Source organism: Amycolatopsis sp. NPDC041971 (assembly GCF_055588925.1).
This window is the reverse complement of sequence record NZ_JBVJCE010000014.1, coordinates 27,994-45,194: the sequence shown is the minus strand read 5'-3', so window position 1 is coordinate 45,194 and position 17,201 is coordinate 27,994. Positions and strand designations below refer to the sequence as shown.

The following is a 17,201-nucleotide window of genomic DNA, read 5'->3' as shown; positions in this document are numbered from 1 at the left end:
GTTGTACGGACCAGCCGAACAGCACAGCCGGAATCGTGAGCTGGACGTGTCGCTCCGATCGGCTTTACCGTCGGGGCATGGCTGCTCCGATCACCGACCCGTCCACCGCCGACCGTTTCTGGGCCGACGCCGACCGGCACCTCGTGCGCTACGCCGGGGCCGGCGACTTCACCCGCGAGATCATCGACCACGCCGCCGGGAGCTACCTGTTCACCGAGTCCGGGCGGCGGATCCTCGACTTCACCTCCGGGCAGATGAGCGCGATCCTCGGGCATTCGCATCCCGAGATCGTCGAGACCGTGCGACGGCAGATCGGCTCGCTCGACCACCTGTTCAGCGGGATGCTGAGCCGCCCCGTCGTCGACCTCGCGCGACGGCTGGCCGAGACCTTGCCGTCACCGCTGGAAAAGGCGTTGCTGCTGACCACCGGGGCGGAGTCGAACGAGGCCGCGATCCGGATGGCGAAACTGGTGACGGGCAAGCACGAGATCGTGTCGTTCGCCAGGTCGTGGCACGGGATGACGCAGGCGGCGGCGAGCGCGACCTACAGCGCGGGCCGCAAGGGCTACGGCCCGTCCGCGCCCGGCAACTTCGCCATCCCCGCGCCGAATTCTTACCGACCGGACTTCCTCACCCCTGACGGGGAACTGGACTGGAAGCGGCAGCTGGACTTCGGATTCGAGATGATCGACGCCCAGTCCGTCGGCAGCCTCGCGGCGTGCGTCGTCGAGCCGATCCTCAGCTCGGGCGGGATCATCGAGCCGCCTGTGGGTTACTTCGCCGCCCTTCGAGAGAAGTGCCGCGAACGCGGGATGCTGCTGATCCTCGACGAAGCACAGACCGGCTTGTGCCGCACGGGAAACTGGTACGCCTTCGAACGCGATGGCGTCGTCCCCGACATTCTCACGCTGTCCAAAACGCTCGGCGCGGGACTCCCCCTCGCGGCGGTGATCACGAGCGCGGAAATCGAGCAGGAGGCCCACGACCGCGGCTACCTGTTCTTCACCACGCACGTCGCGGACCCGCTGGTGGCGGCCGTCGGGAACACCGTGCTCGACGTCCTCACCCGTGACCGCCTCGACGAACGCGCCACCGAACTGGGCGCCTTCCTCCGCCGCGGCCTCGACGACCTCGCCACCCGCCACCCTGTCATCGGCGACATCCGCGGGCGGGGCCTGCTGGTCGGCGTGGAACTCGTCGTGGACCGTGCCACGAAACACAGCTCCGACGAACTGGGCGCCCTGGTCACGCGGCGCTGCCTCGAACTGGGGCTGCACATGAACATCGTTCAGCTGCCGGGAATGGGCGGAGTCTTCCGGATCGCTCCCCCGTTGACCGCGACGGAGGACGAACTGGCGGAAGGGCTGGGGATCCTGGACGAGGCGATCGGTGACGCCGGCGCGCTGAGCGGGTCGTGAGTGTTCGGGTCGTGCTGGCGAGCCCTCCTTGAGGTACGCCCCGACGTACCTCAGCGGACCGGCGCACTCTCCCGGCTGCGGGACAACAGGAAGGCCGCGATCCCGGCGGGAAAGAACATGAGCACGCCATAGATTCCGGCCGGTACGGCCATCGCCTTGTCGCCGAGCACGGAGATCGCCACGGCGATGGCGAGGGTGGCATTGTGGACACCGATCTCCATGGCGGAGGCGATCGACTGCCCGCGGTCCACCCGGAACAGCCGCGGCACGTAGTACCCGATGGCGAGACTCAGCACGGAAAGCGCCAGCGCCACCGGCCCGAGCGTCCAGATGTTGTCCACCAGCGTCCGGAACTCCTGCGCGATCGCCGCCGCGATCACCAGGACGAGCACCACGGCGGAGCCGATCTTGACCGGTTTGCGCATGCGCTCCGCCCAGTCGGCGAACCGGTGCCGCACCGCCATCCCGATCACGACCGGGATCAGCACGATGGCGAACACCTGCACGAACTTCGCGGGCTGGAGCCCGACCGAGGCACTGCCGTCGAGGAATGCGGCCATCGACAGGCCGACGACCAGCGGCAGAGTGAACACGGCCAGCACGGAGTTGATCGCCGTGAGGGTGACGTTGAGGGCGACGTCGCCGCCGGCGAGGTGACTGAACAGGTTCGCCGACGTCCCGCCGGGTGACGCGACGAGCAGCATCATGCCGACCGCGAGCACACCGCCGAGCCCGAACAGCACGATGAGGCCGACGCAGATCGCGGGCAGCACGATCATCTGGCACACCAGTGCGATCACGGCGGCCTTCGGGTACTTCAGCACGCGCGTGAAGTCGCCGACGGTCAGGGTCAACCCCAGCCCGAACATGACCAGCGCCAGCGCTACCGGCAGGAGGATGGAAAACATCGCCGAACCCATCGAGGGGCCTCCGTCCGATATGCCCTTTTCAGATCGGCAATCGTGTCAAGCGGCGTGATCCGGGTCAAGGCACCGAAACCCAGCCGTGACCCCGCCCAGCCGGACGAGAGCAGTGCTCTCCATGAGCGTCGTAAGAGATCGGTAACCAGGCGAACCGGGCGTTCCGGACGGTTCGCGCGCTTGAATGGCCCCCATGAAACGCAAGCGGGTGCTCGCCGTACTGGCGGTCGGGCTGGTGGTGGCGGTGGCCGCGGGCCTTTACTGGTTCCAGCCGTGGAAGCTCTGGGTGAACGAAACGGTCCAGGAGGCCCTGCCCGTCGCGGCCCAGCCATCGACTCAGCCGTCGATTCAGCCCTCGGCGCAGACCTCCGAAAGTGCCGCGCCCGCCTCGAAAGAGCCCACGGTCCTGGCCTCCGGCGCACTGATCAGCCACGAGCACACGACCAGCGGAGACGTCCGGATCCTGCGCGCGGCCGACGGATCCCTGGTGCTGCGCCTGGAGAACCTCGACACGAGCAATGGGCCCGATCTGCGGGTCTGGCTCACCGACGCGCCGGTCATCCCCGGCAAGGACGGCTGGTTCGTGTTCGACGACGGCGCGTACGTCAGTGCCGGGAAACTCAAGGGCAACAAGGGAAGCCAGAACTACACACTGCCCGCCGGCACCGATCTGGCGCGGTATTCGAGTGTGACCATCTGGTGCGAACGGTTCAGTGTCTCCTTCGGCGCGGCCGAGCTGATCAAAACGGTGTAGCGAGCCTGTCCACGGCGTACTCCATCTCCGCGCGGACGGCGCGCAGATCGATGCCGCCGGGATCGATGATCGCGGCCACGGCGATCCCGCGTAGCTGCCCCACGAGTGCCGCCGCGTACGCGTCCGGATCGCGGACGCCGCTGATGGAGCCGTCCGCGAGCCCGGCGGCGACGGTCTGTGCGATGGCGAACCGGTACCGGCGATCGGCTTCGGTCATCGCCGACCGGACCGCCGGATCGCCGACGGTCGCATCCGTCCACAGCACCACGAACGCCCGGTTCAGCGGCGGCATGTCGGTGAGCAGTTCGAAGAAGATGTCCAGCAGGGCGCGCAGCATGTCCATCGGACTCGGGGCCAGCCCACCGGTCCGGGTGGCGACGGCGGCGCCGAAGACGTCGGCGAACTTCTCCGCGGCGAACTCGACGAGCCGCTGGACCAGCGTCTCCTTCGAGCCGAACAACTGGTAGACGACGCCGCTGGGATAGCCGGTCCTGGCGCAGATCATGCCGATCTTGAGCCGGGCGAAACCGGCCTCGCCGATGAGGCGGGCGACGGTGTCGAGAATCCGTGTCCGTACGATCTCCTGGTCACGCTGGACCTGGCGCTCCTCCGCAGACGAGTCCACGCCGCGATCTTCCCATGACTTCCGGTTCGTCACCTGTCGACGCGGCGTTACGATCCGGACATGAGGATCGCCTTCGCCGCGGACGACCGCAACGCCACCACGGACGCCGTCCAGGCGTATCTCGCCGAGACGGGCCACGAGGTGCTCCGCCCGGCGACGTCGGACGTCTGGCCGGAACTCGGCGCGGCGGTGGGCAGGGCGGTCGCGGACGGCGAGGCCGAGTTCGGCGTGGTGATGTGCTGGACCGGGACGGGTACGGCCATCGCGGCCAACAAGGTTCCCGGGGTCCGCGCGGCATTGGCCTGGGACACCTGGATCGCCGCGGGCGCGCGCAAGTGGAACGACGCCAATGTGCTGGCACTGAGCCTCAAGCGGCTGGCCCCCGACGTGGCCGTCGAAATCACCGAGGTGTTCCTTTCCGGCGTCCTGCCCGACCCCGACGAATCCGCGAATATCGCCAGGCTCGGCGAAATGGACGAATTCCGTCGCTGACCGGCACCGAACCAGTGAACGGTTAACGCTGTCGAACGTATTAGGCCGTTCGCAGGAAAATCACCACGCTACGTAGTGACGCTTCCCATATTGGTCCAGACCACGTACCGTCTCCCGCAACAAAGGGTTCTCCCGTGGAGGTGGTCGATGAAGACGCATCCCCGCCTGCCCGGCTCCGGCCGCGGCAACGCGATGCCGCCGATTTCCCTTTGACGAAATCATCTCCAAGATCATTTCCCTGCACCGGGTTGTAAGGAGTGAAATGTCAAGAAAAAGATGGCATCTGGTCGGCCTGTTCACGGCCGTGGCGGCGCTGGCCGTCGGTCTGGTGACCGTGCCGGCGAACGCGGCCGGTGGCGTCGGAGCCACCCTGACCAAGGGTTCGGACTGGGGTGCCGGCTGGGAAGGCAAGTACACGATCACGAACAACTCGGGATCGAACCTCACCAACTGGACCCTCGAGTTCGATCTCGCCGCGGGACACTCGATCGCTTCGCTGTGGGACGGCAGCTACACCGTCTCCGGCCAGCACGTGACCGTCAAGAACACCTGGAACGGCAACCTTTCCAACGGCGGTTCCACCAGTTTCGGCTTCAACGTCAAGTACTCCGGCGCCTACACCGCGCCCGCCAACTGCAAGATCAACGGCGGCTCCTGTGACCCGGGTGGCGGCAACCCGACCACGACGCCGACCACACCGACCACCACGACGTCCAATCCCCCGACGTCGACCAGCACGAGCAACCCGCCGACCACGACGACTTCGAACCCGAACCCGGGCGCGAAGAAGAACCTCGGCTACTTCGTCCAGTGGGGCGTCTACGGCCGCAACTATCACGTGAAGAACATTCACACTTCCGGTTCGGCGGCCAAGCTGACGCATATCAACTACGCGTTCGGCAACGTCACCAACGGTTCCTGCACGGCGAACGACGACACCTATGCAGACTACGACAAGTACTACGACGCGGCGTCCAGTGTGGACGGTGTCGCGGACTCGTGGGACGCGGGATCGCTGCGCGGTAACTTCAACCAGCTGCGCAAGCTGAAGAAGATGTACCCGGGCCTGAAGGTGCTGTGGTCGTTCGGCGGCTGGACCTGGTCCGGCGGCTTCGGCCAGGCTTCGAAGAACCCGGCCGCGTTCGCGGAATCCTGCTACAAGCTGCTCAAGGACCCGCGGTGGGCCGACGTCTTCGACGGCATCGACATCGACTGGGAGTACCCGAACGCCTGCGGTCTCACCTGTGACACGAGCGGCCCCGCCGCGATCAAGAACGTGGCTCAGGCACTGCGCACCAAGTTCGGCTCCTCGTTCCTGGTCACCGCCGCGATCACCGCGGACGCCAGCAGCGGCGGCAAGCTCGACGTCGCCGACTACGGCCCCGCGTCGGCGTACTTCGACTGGTACAACGTCATGACGTACGACTTCTTCGGCGCTTGGGCGGCGAAGGGTCCGACGGCCCCGCACTCGCCGCTGACCTCGTACCCGGGCATCCCACAGCAGGGCTTCACCTCCGATGACGCCATCCAGAAGCTCAAGGCCAAGGGCGTCCCGGCGAACAAACTGTTGCTGGGTATCGGTTTCTACGGCCGAGGCTGGACCGGTGTCACGCAGGACGCGCCGGGCGGCACCGCGACCGGAGCGGCACCGGGCACCTACGAGGCGGGCATCGAGGACTACAAGATCCTGAAGAACAGCTGCCCGTCGACCGGCACGATCGCGGGCACCGCGTACGCGAAGTGCGGCAACAACTGGTGGAGCTACGACACTCCCGCGACCATCAACGGAAAGATGGGCTGGACCAAGAACCAGGGTCTCGGCGGCGCGTTCTTCTGGGAACTCAGTGGTGACACCTCCAACGGCGAGCTCGTCACGGCCATGCGCAACGGCCTGAACTGAGAGGTTGACCGTGGCTAAGCGGATTTGGATCCAGGCCGTCGGCCTGGCCGCCGCTGCCGCAACGGCCGGCGCGGTCCTCGTGATCGCGCCGGCCTCCGCGGCCGGCGGCGTCGGTGCCGCCTTCGGCAAGGGCTCCGATTGGGGCTCCGGCTGGGAAGGCAAGTACACGATCAGCAACAACTCGGGATCGAGCCTGCCCGCGTGGACGGTCGAATTCGACCTTCCCGCGGGGCACTCGATCGCTTCGCTGTGGGACGGCAGTTATTCGGTCTCCGGACAGCACGTGACCGTCAAGAACACCTGGAACGGCAACCTTTCCAACGGCGGTTCCACCAGTTTCGGCTTCAACGTCAAGTACTCCGGCGCCTACACCGCGCCCGCCAACTGCAAGATCAACGGCGGCTCCTGCGATCCGGGCGGCGGCGGCCCGACCACCACGCCGACCACGCCCACCACCACGACCTCTCCGACCACGACCTCTCCGACGACGACCACGAGCAACCCGCCGCTGCCCGGCGGCCGTGGCGCGCCGTATCTGTACATGGGCTGGGGCAGCCCGCCGAACCCGCAGACGGTCATGAACGCGACCGGGATCAAATGGTTCACGATGGCGTTCATCCTGTCCTCCGGTGGGTGCAATCCCGCTTGGGACGGCAGCCGCCCGCTACAGGGTGGGGTCGACGCGAACGCCATCGCGCAGATCAAGGCCGCGGGCGGGCAGATCGTGCCGTCCTTCGGCGGGTGGAGCGGCAACAAACTCGGGCCGAACTGCTCGACGCCGGAAGCGCTCGCCGGGGCCTACCAGAAGGTGATCGACGCCTACGCTCTGAAGGCGATCGACATCGACATCGAGAACACCGACGAGTTCGAGAACGCGGTGGTGCAGGACCGCGTCCTGAACGCGCTGAAAATCGTGAAGGCGAACAACCCCGGTATCCAGACCATCCTCACCTTCGGCACGACGACCAGCGGCCCGAACTCCTGGGGACAACGGCTGATCGACCAGTCGAAGGCGCTGAACGCCGGGATCGACGTCTACACGATCATGCCGTTCGACTTCGGTGGTGGCGCGGACATGTACGGGAACACCATCAAGGCGGCGAACGGCCTGCGGGACAAGCTGAAGTCGACCTTCGGGTGGAACGACGCCACGGCGTACAGTCACCTGGGCATCAGCGGGATGAACGGTCTTTCGGACCAGCGGGAACTGACGAGTCTCGACACCTGGACCCGGATCACCGACTGGTCCAAGACCAACAAGATCGCCAGGCTCGCGTTCTGGTCGACCAACCGTGACCGGGGCTGCGCGGGCGGCGGGGTCGCCGAGAACTGCAGTGGCATCGCACAGAACGACTGGGACTTCACGCGAATCACCGCGGCCTTCTGACGTCCCCTTGAACCGCGGGCCCGCACCGATGCTGCACGGTGCGGGCCCGCTCCTTACGTGCGCATCCATCGCATTCAGAGGACTAATCGCACGGGAGGCGTTTAGTCCTCTGAATGCTTCCTTGCCTACTTTTGAGGGTAGGGAAAGAGGCCTTCACGACGTCACGGTCATCAGGTGCCGGACGGGTCGCGACCTCCGGCGCACCCGTCGGTCCGTGAAGGCCTCCTTGAGGGACCCTGGGTCCCTCAAGGAGGCCTTCACGGACTTGGAGCAACGCCTCCCGAGGAAAGCGTTTAGTCCTCTGAATGCGATCAGGGCAGGGCGTTCAGGAACGGTTCGTGGGCGTTCTGGAACTCCCAGCCGTAGTACCGGTCCCAGTTGATCGACCACGTCATCAGCCCGCGCAACGCAGGCGAAGCGCCGCCGCGCAGGGAATACGAACCACAGCCGGAATTCTTCACCAGGCAGTTCAGCGCCGAATGCACCGCGGCGGGCGCGGTGTGCCCGTTGCCCGCGCTCACCGCGGCCGGCAGGCCGAACGCGATCTGGTCCTCGCGCAGCCCCGGGAACCGGAATCCGGTCGAGGACACGGTGAAGCCCGCCTTGACCATGTCGGTCATCGCGATGTGGAAGTCCGCGCCGCCCATGAAGTGGTACTGGTTGTCCAGGCCCATCACCGGTCCCGAGTTGTAGTCCTGGACGTGCAGTACGGTCAGCGCGTCCCGCATCGCGTGGATCACCGGCAGGTACGAACCCGTCCGGTTGTCGGCGCCGCCGAGGCCGCCGTAGTACTGGTATCCGGTCTGCACGAAGAACGTCTCCGGTGCCATCGTGAGCACGAATCCCGCTCCATAGCGTGCTTTCAGCGTCTTCAGCGCCGAAATGAGATTGACGATCACCGGCGTGGTCGGGTTGCGGAAGTCGGTGTCACCGGAGTTGAGGTACAGCGAGTGGCCCTCGAAGTCGATGTCGAGCCCGTTCAGCCCGTACCGGTCGATGATCGCGGACACCGAACTGACGAAAGCGTCGCGCGCGGCGGTCGTGGTCAGCTGGACCTGGCCGTTCTGCCCACCGATGGAGATCAGCACCTTCTTGCCCTGCGCCTGCTTCGCGCGGATCGCGGCGATGAAATCCGCGTCGCTTTCCACAGTCGGGCATTCCGCCACCGGGCACCGCGTGAAGCGGATGTCGCCGGAGGTCACCGACGTCGGTTCACCGAAGGCCAGGTTGACGATGTCCCACGCCGCCGGGACGTCGGCCATCCGCGTGTAGCCGGAACCGTTGGCGAAACTCGCGTGCAGGTAGCCGATCAGCGCGTGTTTCGGCAGGCCGGTGTCGACGCAGCCCGAAGTCGTGGCACCCGCTTCCGTGGTCTTCGGCGATTCGCCCGCGCTGTTGTACGCGGCCACCGAGTAGTTGTGCGAAGAACAGGCCGTCAACCCCGAGATCGTCGCCGAAGTCCCGGTCACCGTCGCGACGACGGTCCCGCCCTCGTACACGCGGTAACCGGTCACCGTGCCCGCCGAGGCGCCCCACGACAGCGCGATCGACGAGTTCGTCACCGTGCCCACGGCCGGATTTCCCGGTGTCGGCGGCGCGCCGGGAGTGCCACCGCCAGGCCCGTCGAGGCTGATGTCGTCCGCGTAGAAGGTGCCCGACCCGTACCAGCCGTGGACGTACACCTCGGCCGTCGTCTGCGTGGCCGACGTCGTGAACGAAAGCGACAGCTGCGTGTACGAGGTCGCCGCCGTCCAGGTCGACGGCCCGCCCGTGACCCCGAGGTACACCGGGTTCCCGTTCACCCAGGCCGAAACCGCGTAGGTCGTGTTCGGCCGGACGGATACCGTTTGTGCGCATTTCCCGGTCGTCGAGCCGGGCGTGACCGAAACGGCGTAACCGCCCGAACGGACCGGCGTGCTCACGGCCGCGCCCGCCGCGCAGGACCAGCCGGACGTCGAGCCCGTCTCGAAGCCGGGGTTGAGGAGCAGGTTGGCCGCGTTCGCGGTGCCGCCACCCGTTGTCAGACCGGTGAAGGTGAGCACCAAAACGGCCAGAAAGGCCAGGGATCTGGAACGCCTCATCGCGATTCCTCCGTGAAAGGGCGGCCTGCCGCCGCGCTGCGTTAATTGTCTAGACCAATCCGGCGAAAGTCCATACCCCGCGGACACCAGGGCCTAAAGACCCGACCACTCCGGGCTGCTGTACCGGTGTGACGCGCGAACGCGCTCCGTAATGTCGAAAGGGCCAAAGAGGGCTGGGGGCTTTCGAGAGGTGGGGACGATGGGAACGCACAGGCACCTGCCGAGAACGGCCCATCCGTCGTGATGACCGTGTCCGAGAGCGTGACAGCCGTACGCCCGGCATATCAGCCCCGGCCGGGAGAGCCGGACGGCGAAATGGTCCGGGCGGCGATCAGTGGTGACCGGCGGGCCATGGGAAGCCTGCTGACGCTTCTCCGGCCGATCGTGTTCCGGTACTGCGCGGGCAGGCTGGGCGGGGCGACGCGCGGTGTCTCCAACGCCGAAGACTGCGCACAAGAGGTCCTCATGGCCGTCCTCGTCGCCTTGCCGCGCTACCACTACCAGAACAACAGCTTCCTGCCGTACGTCTTCGGGATCGCCTCGCACAAGGTCGCCGACGTCCGGCGGAACCTCGCGCGGGACCCGTCCGCGCCGGTGCCCGATCCGGAGCCCGGACAGGACGGTCCTTGGAACCCGACATTCGAAGAGGTCGAGAAGGCGGATCTCGGCCGCCGGTTGTCGCGGCTGTTCAAGGTCCTTTCGGCGAAGCAGCGCGACGTGCTGGTGCTGCGCGTGCTCCACGGGTTCAGCGCCGAAGAGACCGCCGGCGCGCTGGGCATGGCGAGCGCGGGCGCCGTCCGCGTCACCCAGCACAGGGCACTCAACGAACTTCGCCGGGTGCTGCGCGAGGATCCCGAATTCGCCGGTGAGTTCACGTTCTTCTAGACGGTGGGCTTACGGCGTCGGGTGGCGTAGACGGCCGCGGCGGTACGACGTTCGAAACCGAGCTTGTGCAGCAAGGACGACACGTAATTCTTGACCGTTTTCTCCGCCAGGTAGAGCTTTTCCGCGATCTGGCGGTTGGTCAGCCCGTCGGCGATGTGGTCGAGCACCCGCCGCTCCTGCGGGCTCAGCTGTTCGTAACGCGGGTCCGGAGCGTCACTCTCGCCGCGCAGCCGGTTCATCACCGACGCCGTCAGCGTGCTGTCCAGGAGCGATCCTCCCGCGGCGACCGTGCGGACGGCCTTGACGAGCGCACCGCCGGAGACCTGCTTGAGCATGTACCCCGCCGCGCCCGCCATGATCGCGCCGAACAACGCGTCGTCGTCCGAGTAGGACGTCAGCATCAGGCAGGCGGGCGGCGGGTCGACGGACGCCCGGATCTCCCGGCAGACGCTGACCCCCTCACCGTCCGGCAGCCGGACGTCGAGCACCGCGACCTGCGGTTTGACCGCGGGGATCCGCACGTAGGCCTCCGCGGCCGTGGACGCCTCGCCGACCACCGTGAGATCGTCTTCCGCCTCGAAGACGGTCTTCAGCCCGGTGCGGACGAGTTCGTGATCGTCCAGCAGGAACACCGAAATCGTCATCCCACACTCCCCTGCCGGGCCGGCAGTTCCACCGACCAGTCGAGCCTCGTCCCGCCTTCCGGCCTCGCTTCGACGGCGAAGGCGCCGTTCCAGCGGGCCGCGCGTTCGGAGAGGTTCGCCACCCCGCTGCGATGGCCGGGTTCGGCAGGTATGCCGACGCCGTCGTCCACCACCGAAAGTTCCAGCCGCCGCCCATCGCGGTCGACCGAGACGTCGACCGACACCACCGTCGCCGCCGCGTGTCTGACCACATTGGACAGTGCCTCACGCAAGGTCGCGACGAGGTCCGAGCGGACCGTGTCCGGCACGGCCGAGTCGAGCGGCCCGTCGAACCCGACCCTGGGTTCGGACGCGCAGCCCGCGTCGAGCGCGACGCGCAGCAACTCCGACCGGAGGCTGCCCTGTGCCTCGGCCGGTTCCTGCAGCGAAAAGATGCTGTTGCGGATCTCGCGGATCGTGCGGTCGATCTCGTGCGCGAAGCCTGCCACGCGACCGGAGACGGCGGGCTCGCCCGTCAGCCTGCTGAGCCCCTCCAGGCCGAGCCCGATCGCGAACAACCGCTGGATCACCAGGTCGTGCAGGTCGCGGGCGATCCGGTCGCGGTCCTCGAAGACGGCGAGCCGCTGCCTGTCCTGTTGCGCGCGGGCGAATTCGACCGCGAGCGCGGCGTGCGCGGCGAAGGTCTCGGCGAGCTGGACGTCGTAGGCGGAGAACGGGGTCTTGTCGCGGAACTTCGCCACCAGCAGGACGCCGAGTTTCTCCTCGCCGACGATCAACGGGACGGCGACCGTGGAATCCAGGTCCTTGATCATCGCGGGCATCGTGACGCCGCGTCCGCCCTGGTGCTCGATCACCTTGTCGCCGTACTCCCGGACCACGACGGGTTTGCCGCTCGTGTACGCCAGCCCGGTCGCGGTGCCCTCGGTCGGCACGGTGACCCCGGCGATCCGGTCGGCGTCCGGCCCCGGCGGCTCGACGATCTCGAAGACCAGCATCCCGTCACCACGCGGACGGGCGACCGCGCCCGCGGTCCCGCCGGCGACGACACGGGCGCGCTCGGCGATCAGGTGCAGGGTCGCGGTCAGATCCTGGTCGGCCAGTAGCGCGCCGGTGACGTGATAGGAGGCTTCGAGCCAGCGTTCGCGCCGCTGGACCTGCTCGAACAGCGCGGCGTTCTCGATCACCACACCGGCCGCCGCGGTGAGCGCGACCAGCAGATCCTCTTCGGCTTCGGTGAACTCCTCGCCGTCCGGTTTGCGGGCGAGGTACAGCATCCCGAAGATGCGGCCGCGCATGCGGATCGGCACCACCCGGGACTCGTCCTCGGACGGCGGCCGTTCCCAGGCGTCACCGAAACGGATGAACTCGCGGGAATCGAGCACGCTCAGCGCGCCGTACGGCGCACCGGTCAGCTCGCAGGCGGATTCGACCAGACGCCGCAGGACGTCGGAGAGACTGAGATCGTGGGCGATCCCGGCCACCGCGTCCAGAATCCTGGGCGCCTTGGCGTCGCTCGCCGCACTCACCCGCCGCACTGGCGTCACCGTCCCGGAGTAACTCCCCGGGCAGTGGGGTCAGGAATGACAAACGCGCCCGGATCGCTCATCTGGTGCGTCGATCACGGACAGTGCTTCGTTACCGCGATCACCGAGGATCCTCCGACCGGTGACCGATTCGACCGGGATGCGGAGATGGCGGGCGTCCGTCTGACCAGTCCAGCAGCCCAGCGGCAAGGTCTCGAGCTCGGCGATCACGATCGGATCACGCACCTCGGAGGCACGGCCCAGCACGGTGACGAACCAGCCCGTCCCGAAATCCGCGGAGAACTCGTCGACCGCGAACGCCACCACACTGTCGAGAATCCCGGCGAACAACGCGCTCTGTGACGGCGTCCGGACCACGATCGCGCCGTGGTGGAGCGCGAACCGCGCGGGCTGGATCGCCGGCAGGGCACGGGAGGTGAACACCACCCGCCCCAGCCCGGCGCCCGCGAGCAGTGACAGGCACTGCTCGCGATCGAGCACCTCGAGACCCAAGGAGTCGGACATCGGCATCCCCGCGTTCTCGTCGTGTACCACGTCGAGATCCACGGTCCCCGGCTGAACGACTCGCCGGTAGGGCCGATGGACCCGGCCCGCGCGGGGAATGCGGGCCGAAAAGGGCGAGTGAACGGGAGCAGCGGGTGGCCGTTCGGTACAGGTGGTCGTGAGTGGCGTTTCGGGTTCTAGCCCGAATCGCCACTCACGGGAATCCGGCCTTGCCCCGCTGCCGTTCGGGTTCGTGCTGGGTGGTGTGAGCGGGGAGGGTTCCGGGCGAGACCGGAACGCCCTCTCGACGATGGAGGAATCGGGACACTCAACGCCCCACGCGACCCACCGGGCACCCCTGTTGCGACGGGTCGCACCCCGCCCGACATCGGCCGCGCCACCCAGCGCCTACGCCTTCGGCGACAGCAGGACGACGGGGATCTCCCGTTCGGTCTTGGTCTGGTACTGCGCGTAGTTCTTGTAGTCCGCGGTGATCTTGGGCCACAAGCGGACGCGCTGCTCGGCGTCGGCCACGGTCGCGACCATCGGCTGCGGGCTTTCGCCCTTCAGGGTGACCTGGACGTCCGGGTTGTCGCGGAGGTTGAGGAACCACGCCGGGTGCTGGTCGTCGCCACCGCGGGACGCCACGATGACGTACGCGTCGCCCTCCCGCAGCGGCGAGGTCAGCAGCACGGTGCGCGGCTGGCCGGATTTCCGGCCGATCGTGGTCAGTTCCAGCACGGTCATCCCGGCGACCTGCCAGCCGGCGCGGCCGCCGCTGACCTTCTGGATGACGCGGTGGACGGCGTTCATGGTCTTCAAGGCGAAATCACTGGGCATGTGGAGAAGGCTACTCCGCTTTCGTCGCGACTTCGATCCCGTCAAGGAGAACGGTCAGCGAGAACTCGAAGGCCTCCCTCGCTTCCTGCTCCAGATAGGACACCGTCTCGTCCTCCATCCGGAACGCCTGCTCGTTCTCCATCCAGGTCAGCGTCGGGAACCGCTCGGCGAAGTCCGGGGAAACCTCCCGCAGACGCGCGGACCGCGCGTACCACCACTCGTCGTCGGACTGTCCTGTCACCTTCTCGGCCAGGCGTGACTCCGAAGCCGTCCTGGCGGGCTCGCGCACGCACGAGTACAACGCGCTGATCAGCCGCCGCAACGCCGCCGGGCGCAAACCGGTCCGGCGCAGGATCTTCACCAGCGCCTCCAATACGACGTACTCGTTCGGCCCCAGCACCGGCCGCGCCTGCGAGACCTGAAGCACCCAGGGATGCCGCAGGTAGAAGTTCCACAGATCCTCGGCCCAGCGCGCGGCGTCGGCCCGCCAGTCCTCCCCGTCGTAGGAAGCCGGCAGTTCGGCGAGCGCCTTGTCGTACATGAGATCGAGCAGTTCGCTCTTGCTGGGGACATAGGTGTAGAGCGCCATGGCCGTGCGGCCGAGCCTGTCCCCGACGGCACGCATCGAAAGGCCCGCCATACCTTCGGCGTCCGCGATGATGATGGCGGTTTCGACGATCAGCTCCACCGAAAGCCCTGGCTTGGGGCCAGGCCGCTCGGCCTCCGGTGACTCGGTGCGCCACAGCAGTGCCATCGACCGCCAGGGGTCTCCCTGCGCCGCGTAGACGACCACTTGCCAACTCCTTACAGCATAAACTAACCTCTGCTACCCTCACTTTACAGGCTAAAGAGTTCCAACCAGGGGAGAGCCATGCCTTCGGCCGCCGACAGCCACGACATGATCCAGGTGCGCGGAGCCAGAGAGAACAACCTCGCCGACGTCTCGGTCGACATCCCCAAACGCCGTCTCACCGTCTTCACCGGTGTCTCGGGCTCGGGGAAGTCGTCCTTGGTGTTCGGCACCATCGCCGCGGAGTCACAGCGGCTGATCAACGAGACCTACACCGCGTTCATCCAGTCCTTCATGACCCCGGTCGGACGGCCGGACGTGGACGCGCTGCGGAACCTGAGCGCCGCGATCGTCGTCGACCAGGAGCGGATGGGGGCCAACTCCCGGTCCACGGTCGGCACCGCGACCGACGCGCACACGATGCTGCGGATCGTCTTCAGCAGGCTGGGACAGCCGCACATCGGGACTTCGGGAATGTTCAGCTTCAACCTTCCCGAGGGGATGTGCCCCGAATGCGAGGGGTTGGGGAAGGTCTCCACCATCGACCTCGACCAGCTCGTCGACAAGGAGCTTTCGCTCGACGAAGGGGCGATCACCGTCCCGAACTTCGCGCCCGGCAGCTGGTACTGGAAGGGGCTGGCGGAAGCCGGGTTCGTCGATCCGGCCGTCAAGCTGAAGGACTACTCCCCACAGCAGTGGGAAGACTTCATGCACAAACCCGCCACCAAGATGAAGCTCGGCGGGATGAACACCACCTACGAAGGCCTGCTGGTGAAGGTCCAGCGGCTGTTCCTGTCGAAGGACAAGGAAGCGACGCAGCCGCACATCCGCGCCTTCGTGGACAGGGCGATCACCTTCCGGCTGTGCCCGGCCTGTGACGGCGCCCGGCTCAACCAGGCGGCGCTTTCGTCGAAGATCGAGGGACTGAACATCGCCGACTGCTCGTCGATGCAGATCAGCGACCTGGCCGATTTCATCCGCAAGATCGACGACCCGTCGGTCGGCCCGCTGATGCAGACGTTGCGCGGCACCCTCGACTCGCTCGTGGAGATCGGCCTCGGGTACCTGAGCCTCGACCGCGAATCCGGGACGCTGTCCGGTGGCGAGGCGCAGCGCGTGAAGATGGTGCGGCATCTGGGCTCCAGCCTCACCGACGTCACCTACGTCTTCGACGAACCGACCGTCGGGCTGCACCCGCACGACATCCAGCGCATGAACGGGCTGCTGCTCCTGCTGAAGGACAAGGGGAACACGGTGCTCGTCGTGGAGCACAAACCGGAGACGATCGAGATCGCCGACCACGTCGTCGACCTCGGACCCGGCGCCGGGCCGAACGGCGGCCAGATCTGCTACACCGGTGACGTCGCCGGGCTGCGCGCGTCCGGCACGCTGACCGGACGGCATCTCGGCCACCGGGCGCGGCTGCGCACCGACGTCCGCGTGGCAGGCGGGCAGATCCCGATCCGGAACGCGACCAGGCACAACCTGCGCGGTGTCGACGTCGACATCCCGCTGGGCGTGCTGACCGTGGTCACCGGGGTCGCCGGTTCGGGCAAGAGTTCGCTCATCCACGGATCACTGTCCACAAGGGACGACGTGGTGGTGCTCGACCAGTCGGCCATCCGCGGCTCGCGGCGGAGCAATCCGGCGACCTACACCGGCCTGCTCGACCCGATCCGCACCGCTTTCGCCAAGGCCAACGGCGTCAAGGCGGCCCTGTTCAGTGCGAACTCCGAAGGGGCCTGCCCGAAGTGCAAGGGCATCGGGCTGATCTACACCGACCTGGCGATGATGGCCGGGGTGGCGACGGTCTGCGAGGAATGCGAGGGCAAGCGGTTCACCGCGGAGGTGCTGACGTACAAGCTGCGGGGCAAGGACATCAGCGAGGTCCTCGCGATGCCGGTCGCCGAGGCGCGCGAATTCTTCACCTCGGGTCAAGCGCGGACGATCCTGGACCGGCTTTCCGACGTCGGTCTCGGCTACCTCGGGCTAGGGCAGCCGCTCACGACGCTGTCCGGCGGCGAACGGCAGCGGATCAAACTGGCCATCCGGATGGCGGAGAAGTCCGCGACCTACGTCCTCGACGAGCCGACCACCGGCCTGCACCTCGCCGACGTCGACCAGTTGCTGGGGCTGCTCGACCGGCTCGTCGACGACGGGAACACGGTGGTGGTCATCGAGCACCATCAGGCGGTGATGGCGCACGCGGACTGGATCGTCGACCTGGGGCCGGGCGCCGGTTCGGACGGGGGTCAGGTGGTGTTCACGGGGACTCCCGCCGATCTGGTCGCTTCCGGCGACACGCTCACGGCGCAGCACCTTCGCGCTTACGTGGGCCAGTAGCGCGCGCTGGTGGGGGGGGGGGGGGGGGGGGGGGGGGGGGGGAAAGAGAACAAAAAAACAACACAGAGGAAGCACCCAAAACAAAAAGGAGGAAA

Annotated in this window: 15 protein-coding genes; 7 read left to right on the top strand and 8 right to left on the bottom strand. The window is 67.3% G+C overall.

Annotation, left to right across the window (positions count from 1 at the left end):
• Positions 1-77 precede the first annotated feature (77 nt).
• Positions 78-1,418, top strand: coding sequence for an aspartate aminotransferase family protein (locus tag ACZ6DT_RS25850; protein WP_465599738.1), 1,341 nt, complete (start codon positions 78-80; stop codon positions 1,416-1,418).
• A gap of 50 nt (positions 1,419-1,468) precedes the next feature.
• On the opposite strand, the gene ACZ6DT_RS25845 is transcribed toward ACZ6DT_RS25850, so the two are convergent.
• The gene (locus tag ACZ6DT_RS25845) at positions 1,469-2,326 is read right to left on the bottom strand and encodes a bile acid:sodium symporter family protein (RefSeq protein ID WP_465599737.1); all 858 of its coding nucleotides are present in this window, start codon (positions 2,324-2,326) and stop codon (positions 1,469-1,471) included.
• A gap of 205 nt (positions 2,327-2,531) precedes the next feature.
• Between ACZ6DT_RS25845 and ACZ6DT_RS25840 the strand changes: the two genes are divergently transcribed.
• Positions 2,532-3,092: a DM13 domain-containing protein gene (locus ACZ6DT_RS25840; RefSeq protein WP_465599735.1), complete on the top strand. Its 561-nt coding sequence runs from the start codon at positions 2,532-2,534 to the stop codon at positions 3,090-3,092.
• Here the strand turns inward: ACZ6DT_RS25840 and ACZ6DT_RS25835 are convergent.
• Positions 3,079-3,717 carry a TetR/AcrR family transcriptional regulator gene (locus tag ACZ6DT_RS25835; protein ID WP_465599733.1) on the bottom strand — a complete coding sequence of 213 codons (639 nt, stop codon included), beginning with the start codon at positions 3,715-3,717 and terminating at the stop codon, positions 3,079-3,081. The genes ACZ6DT_RS25840 and ACZ6DT_RS25835 overlap by 14 nt on opposite strands.
• A 60-nt stretch (positions 3,718-3,777) precedes the next feature.
• Between ACZ6DT_RS25835 and ACZ6DT_RS25830 the strand changes: the two genes are divergently transcribed.
• From ACZ6DT_RS25830 to ACZ6DT_RS25820, 3 genes are all read left to right on the top strand, one after another.
• Positions 3,778-4,209 carry an RpiB/LacA/LacB family sugar-phosphate isomerase gene (locus ACZ6DT_RS25830; protein WP_465599731.1) on the top strand — a complete coding sequence of 144 codons (432 nt, stop codon included), beginning with the start codon at positions 3,778-3,780 and terminating at the stop codon, positions 4,207-4,209.
• A 262-nt stretch (positions 4,210-4,471) separates the two neighbouring features.
• Positions 4,472-6,109, top strand: coding sequence for a glycosyl hydrolase family 18 protein (locus tag ACZ6DT_RS25825; RefSeq protein WP_465599729.1), 1,638 nt, complete (start codon positions 4,472-4,474; stop codon positions 6,107-6,109).
• A 10-nt stretch (positions 6,110-6,119) separates the two neighbouring features.
• On the top strand, positions 6,120-7,496 hold the full coding sequence (locus ACZ6DT_RS25820; RefSeq protein WP_465599727.1) for a cellulose binding domain-containing protein: 1,377 nt from the start codon (positions 6,120-6,122) through the stop codon (positions 7,494-7,496).
• 311 nt (positions 7,497-7,807) lie between these two features.
• On the opposite strand, the gene ACZ6DT_RS25815 is transcribed toward ACZ6DT_RS25820, so the two are convergent.
• On the bottom strand, positions 7,808-9,577 hold the full coding sequence (locus ACZ6DT_RS25815; RefSeq protein WP_465599725.1) for a chitinase: 1,770 nt from the start codon (positions 9,575-9,577) through the stop codon (positions 7,808-7,810).
• Positions 9,578-9,820: 243 nt separating this feature from the next.
• On the opposite strand from ACZ6DT_RS25815, the gene ACZ6DT_RS25810 reads away from it, so the two are divergent.
• The gene (locus ACZ6DT_RS25810) at positions 9,821-10,462 is read left to right on the top strand and encodes a sigma-70 family RNA polymerase sigma factor (protein WP_465599723.1); all 642 of its coding nucleotides are present in this window, start codon (positions 9,821-9,823) and stop codon (positions 10,460-10,462) included.
• Here ACZ6DT_RS25810 and ACZ6DT_RS25805 read toward each other — a convergent pair.
• The 5 genes from ACZ6DT_RS25805 to ACZ6DT_RS25785 all read right to left on the bottom strand — a co-directional run bounded on the left by ACZ6DT_RS25805 (position 10,459) and on the right by ACZ6DT_RS25785 (position 14,766).
• Positions 10,459-11,106: a response regulator gene (locus ACZ6DT_RS25805; protein ID WP_465599721.1), complete on the bottom strand. Its 648-nt coding sequence runs from the start codon at positions 11,104-11,106 to the stop codon at positions 10,459-10,461. The genes ACZ6DT_RS25810 and ACZ6DT_RS25805 overlap by 4 nt on opposite strands.
• Positions 11,103-12,650, bottom strand: coding sequence for a GAF domain-containing protein (locus ACZ6DT_RS25800; RefSeq protein ID WP_465599719.1), 1,548 nt, complete (start codon positions 12,648-12,650; stop codon positions 11,103-11,105). Before ACZ6DT_RS25800 ends, ACZ6DT_RS25805 begins: the two co-directional genes overlap by 4 nt.
• A 30-nt stretch (positions 12,651-12,680) precedes the next feature.
• Positions 12,681-13,160 (bottom strand): pyridoxamine 5'-phosphate oxidase family protein, encoded by a 480-nt coding sequence (locus tag ACZ6DT_RS25795; protein ID WP_465600045.1) that lies wholly within the window; start codon positions 13,158-13,160, stop codon positions 12,681-12,683.
• 381 nt (positions 13,161-13,541) lie between these two features.
• Positions 13,542-13,973 (bottom strand): nitroreductase family deazaflavin-dependent oxidoreductase, encoded by a 432-nt coding sequence (locus tag ACZ6DT_RS25790; protein WP_465599717.1) that lies wholly within the window; start codon positions 13,971-13,973, stop codon positions 13,542-13,544.
• A gap of 10 nt (positions 13,974-13,983) precedes the next feature.
• Positions 13,984-14,766, bottom strand: coding sequence for a TetR/AcrR family transcriptional regulator C-terminal domain-containing protein (locus ACZ6DT_RS25785; RefSeq protein ID WP_465599715.1), 783 nt, complete (start codon positions 14,764-14,766; stop codon positions 13,984-13,986).
• Positions 14,767-14,844: 78 nt separating this feature from the next.
• Here ACZ6DT_RS25785 and ACZ6DT_RS25780 point away from each other — a divergent pair, with 78 nt between their 5' ends.
• Positions 14,845-17,106 (top strand): ATP-binding cassette domain-containing protein, encoded by a 2,262-nt coding sequence (locus ACZ6DT_RS25780; RefSeq protein WP_465599713.1) that lies wholly within the window; start codon positions 14,845-14,847, stop codon positions 17,104-17,106.
• Positions 17,107-17,201: the final 95 nt, after the last annotated feature.

Bases quoted from the DNA above. Each gene is read 5' to 3' on its own strand.
- ACZ6DT_RS25815 (WP_465599725.1), bottom strand. From the start codon at position 9,577: ATGAGGCGTTCCAGATCCCTGGCCTTTCTGGCCGTTTTGGTGCTCACC.
- ACZ6DT_RS25845 (WP_465599737.1), bottom strand. From the start codon at position 2,326: ATGTTTTCCATCCTCCTGCCGGTAGCGCTGGCGCTGGTCATGTTCGGG.
- ACZ6DT_RS25795 (WP_465600045.1), bottom strand. From the start codon at position 13,160: ATGCCGATGTCCGACTCCTTGGGTCTCGAGGTGCTCGATCGCGAGCAG.
- ACZ6DT_RS25790 (WP_465599717.1), bottom strand. From the start codon at position 13,973: ATGCCCAGTGATTTCGCCTTGAAGACCATGAACGCCGTCCACCGCGTC.
- ACZ6DT_RS25850 (WP_465599738.1), top strand. From the start codon at position 78: ATGGCTGCTCCGATCACCGACCCGTCCACCGCCGACCGTTTCTGGGCC.
- ACZ6DT_RS25805 (WP_465599721.1), bottom strand. From the start codon at position 11,106: ATGACGATTTCGGTGTTCCTGCTGGACGATCACGAACTCGTCCGCACC.
- ACZ6DT_RS25810 (WP_465599723.1), top strand. From the start codon at position 9,821: ATGACCGTGTCCGAGAGCGTGACAGCCGTACGCCCGGCATATCAGCCC.
- ACZ6DT_RS25830 (WP_465599731.1), top strand. From the start codon at position 3,778: ATGAGGATCGCCTTCGCCGCGGACGACCGCAACGCCACCACGGACGCC.
- ACZ6DT_RS25780 (WP_465599713.1), top strand. From the start codon at position 14,845: ATGCCTTCGGCCGCCGACAGCCACGACATGATCCAGGTGCGCGGAGCC.
- ACZ6DT_RS25840 (WP_465599735.1), top strand. From the start codon at position 2,532: ATGAAACGCAAGCGGGTGCTCGCCGTACTGGCGGTCGGGCTGGTGGTG.
- ACZ6DT_RS25825 (WP_465599729.1), top strand. From the start codon at position 4,472: ATGTCAAGAAAAAGATGGCATCTGGTCGGCCTGTTCACGGCCGTGGCG.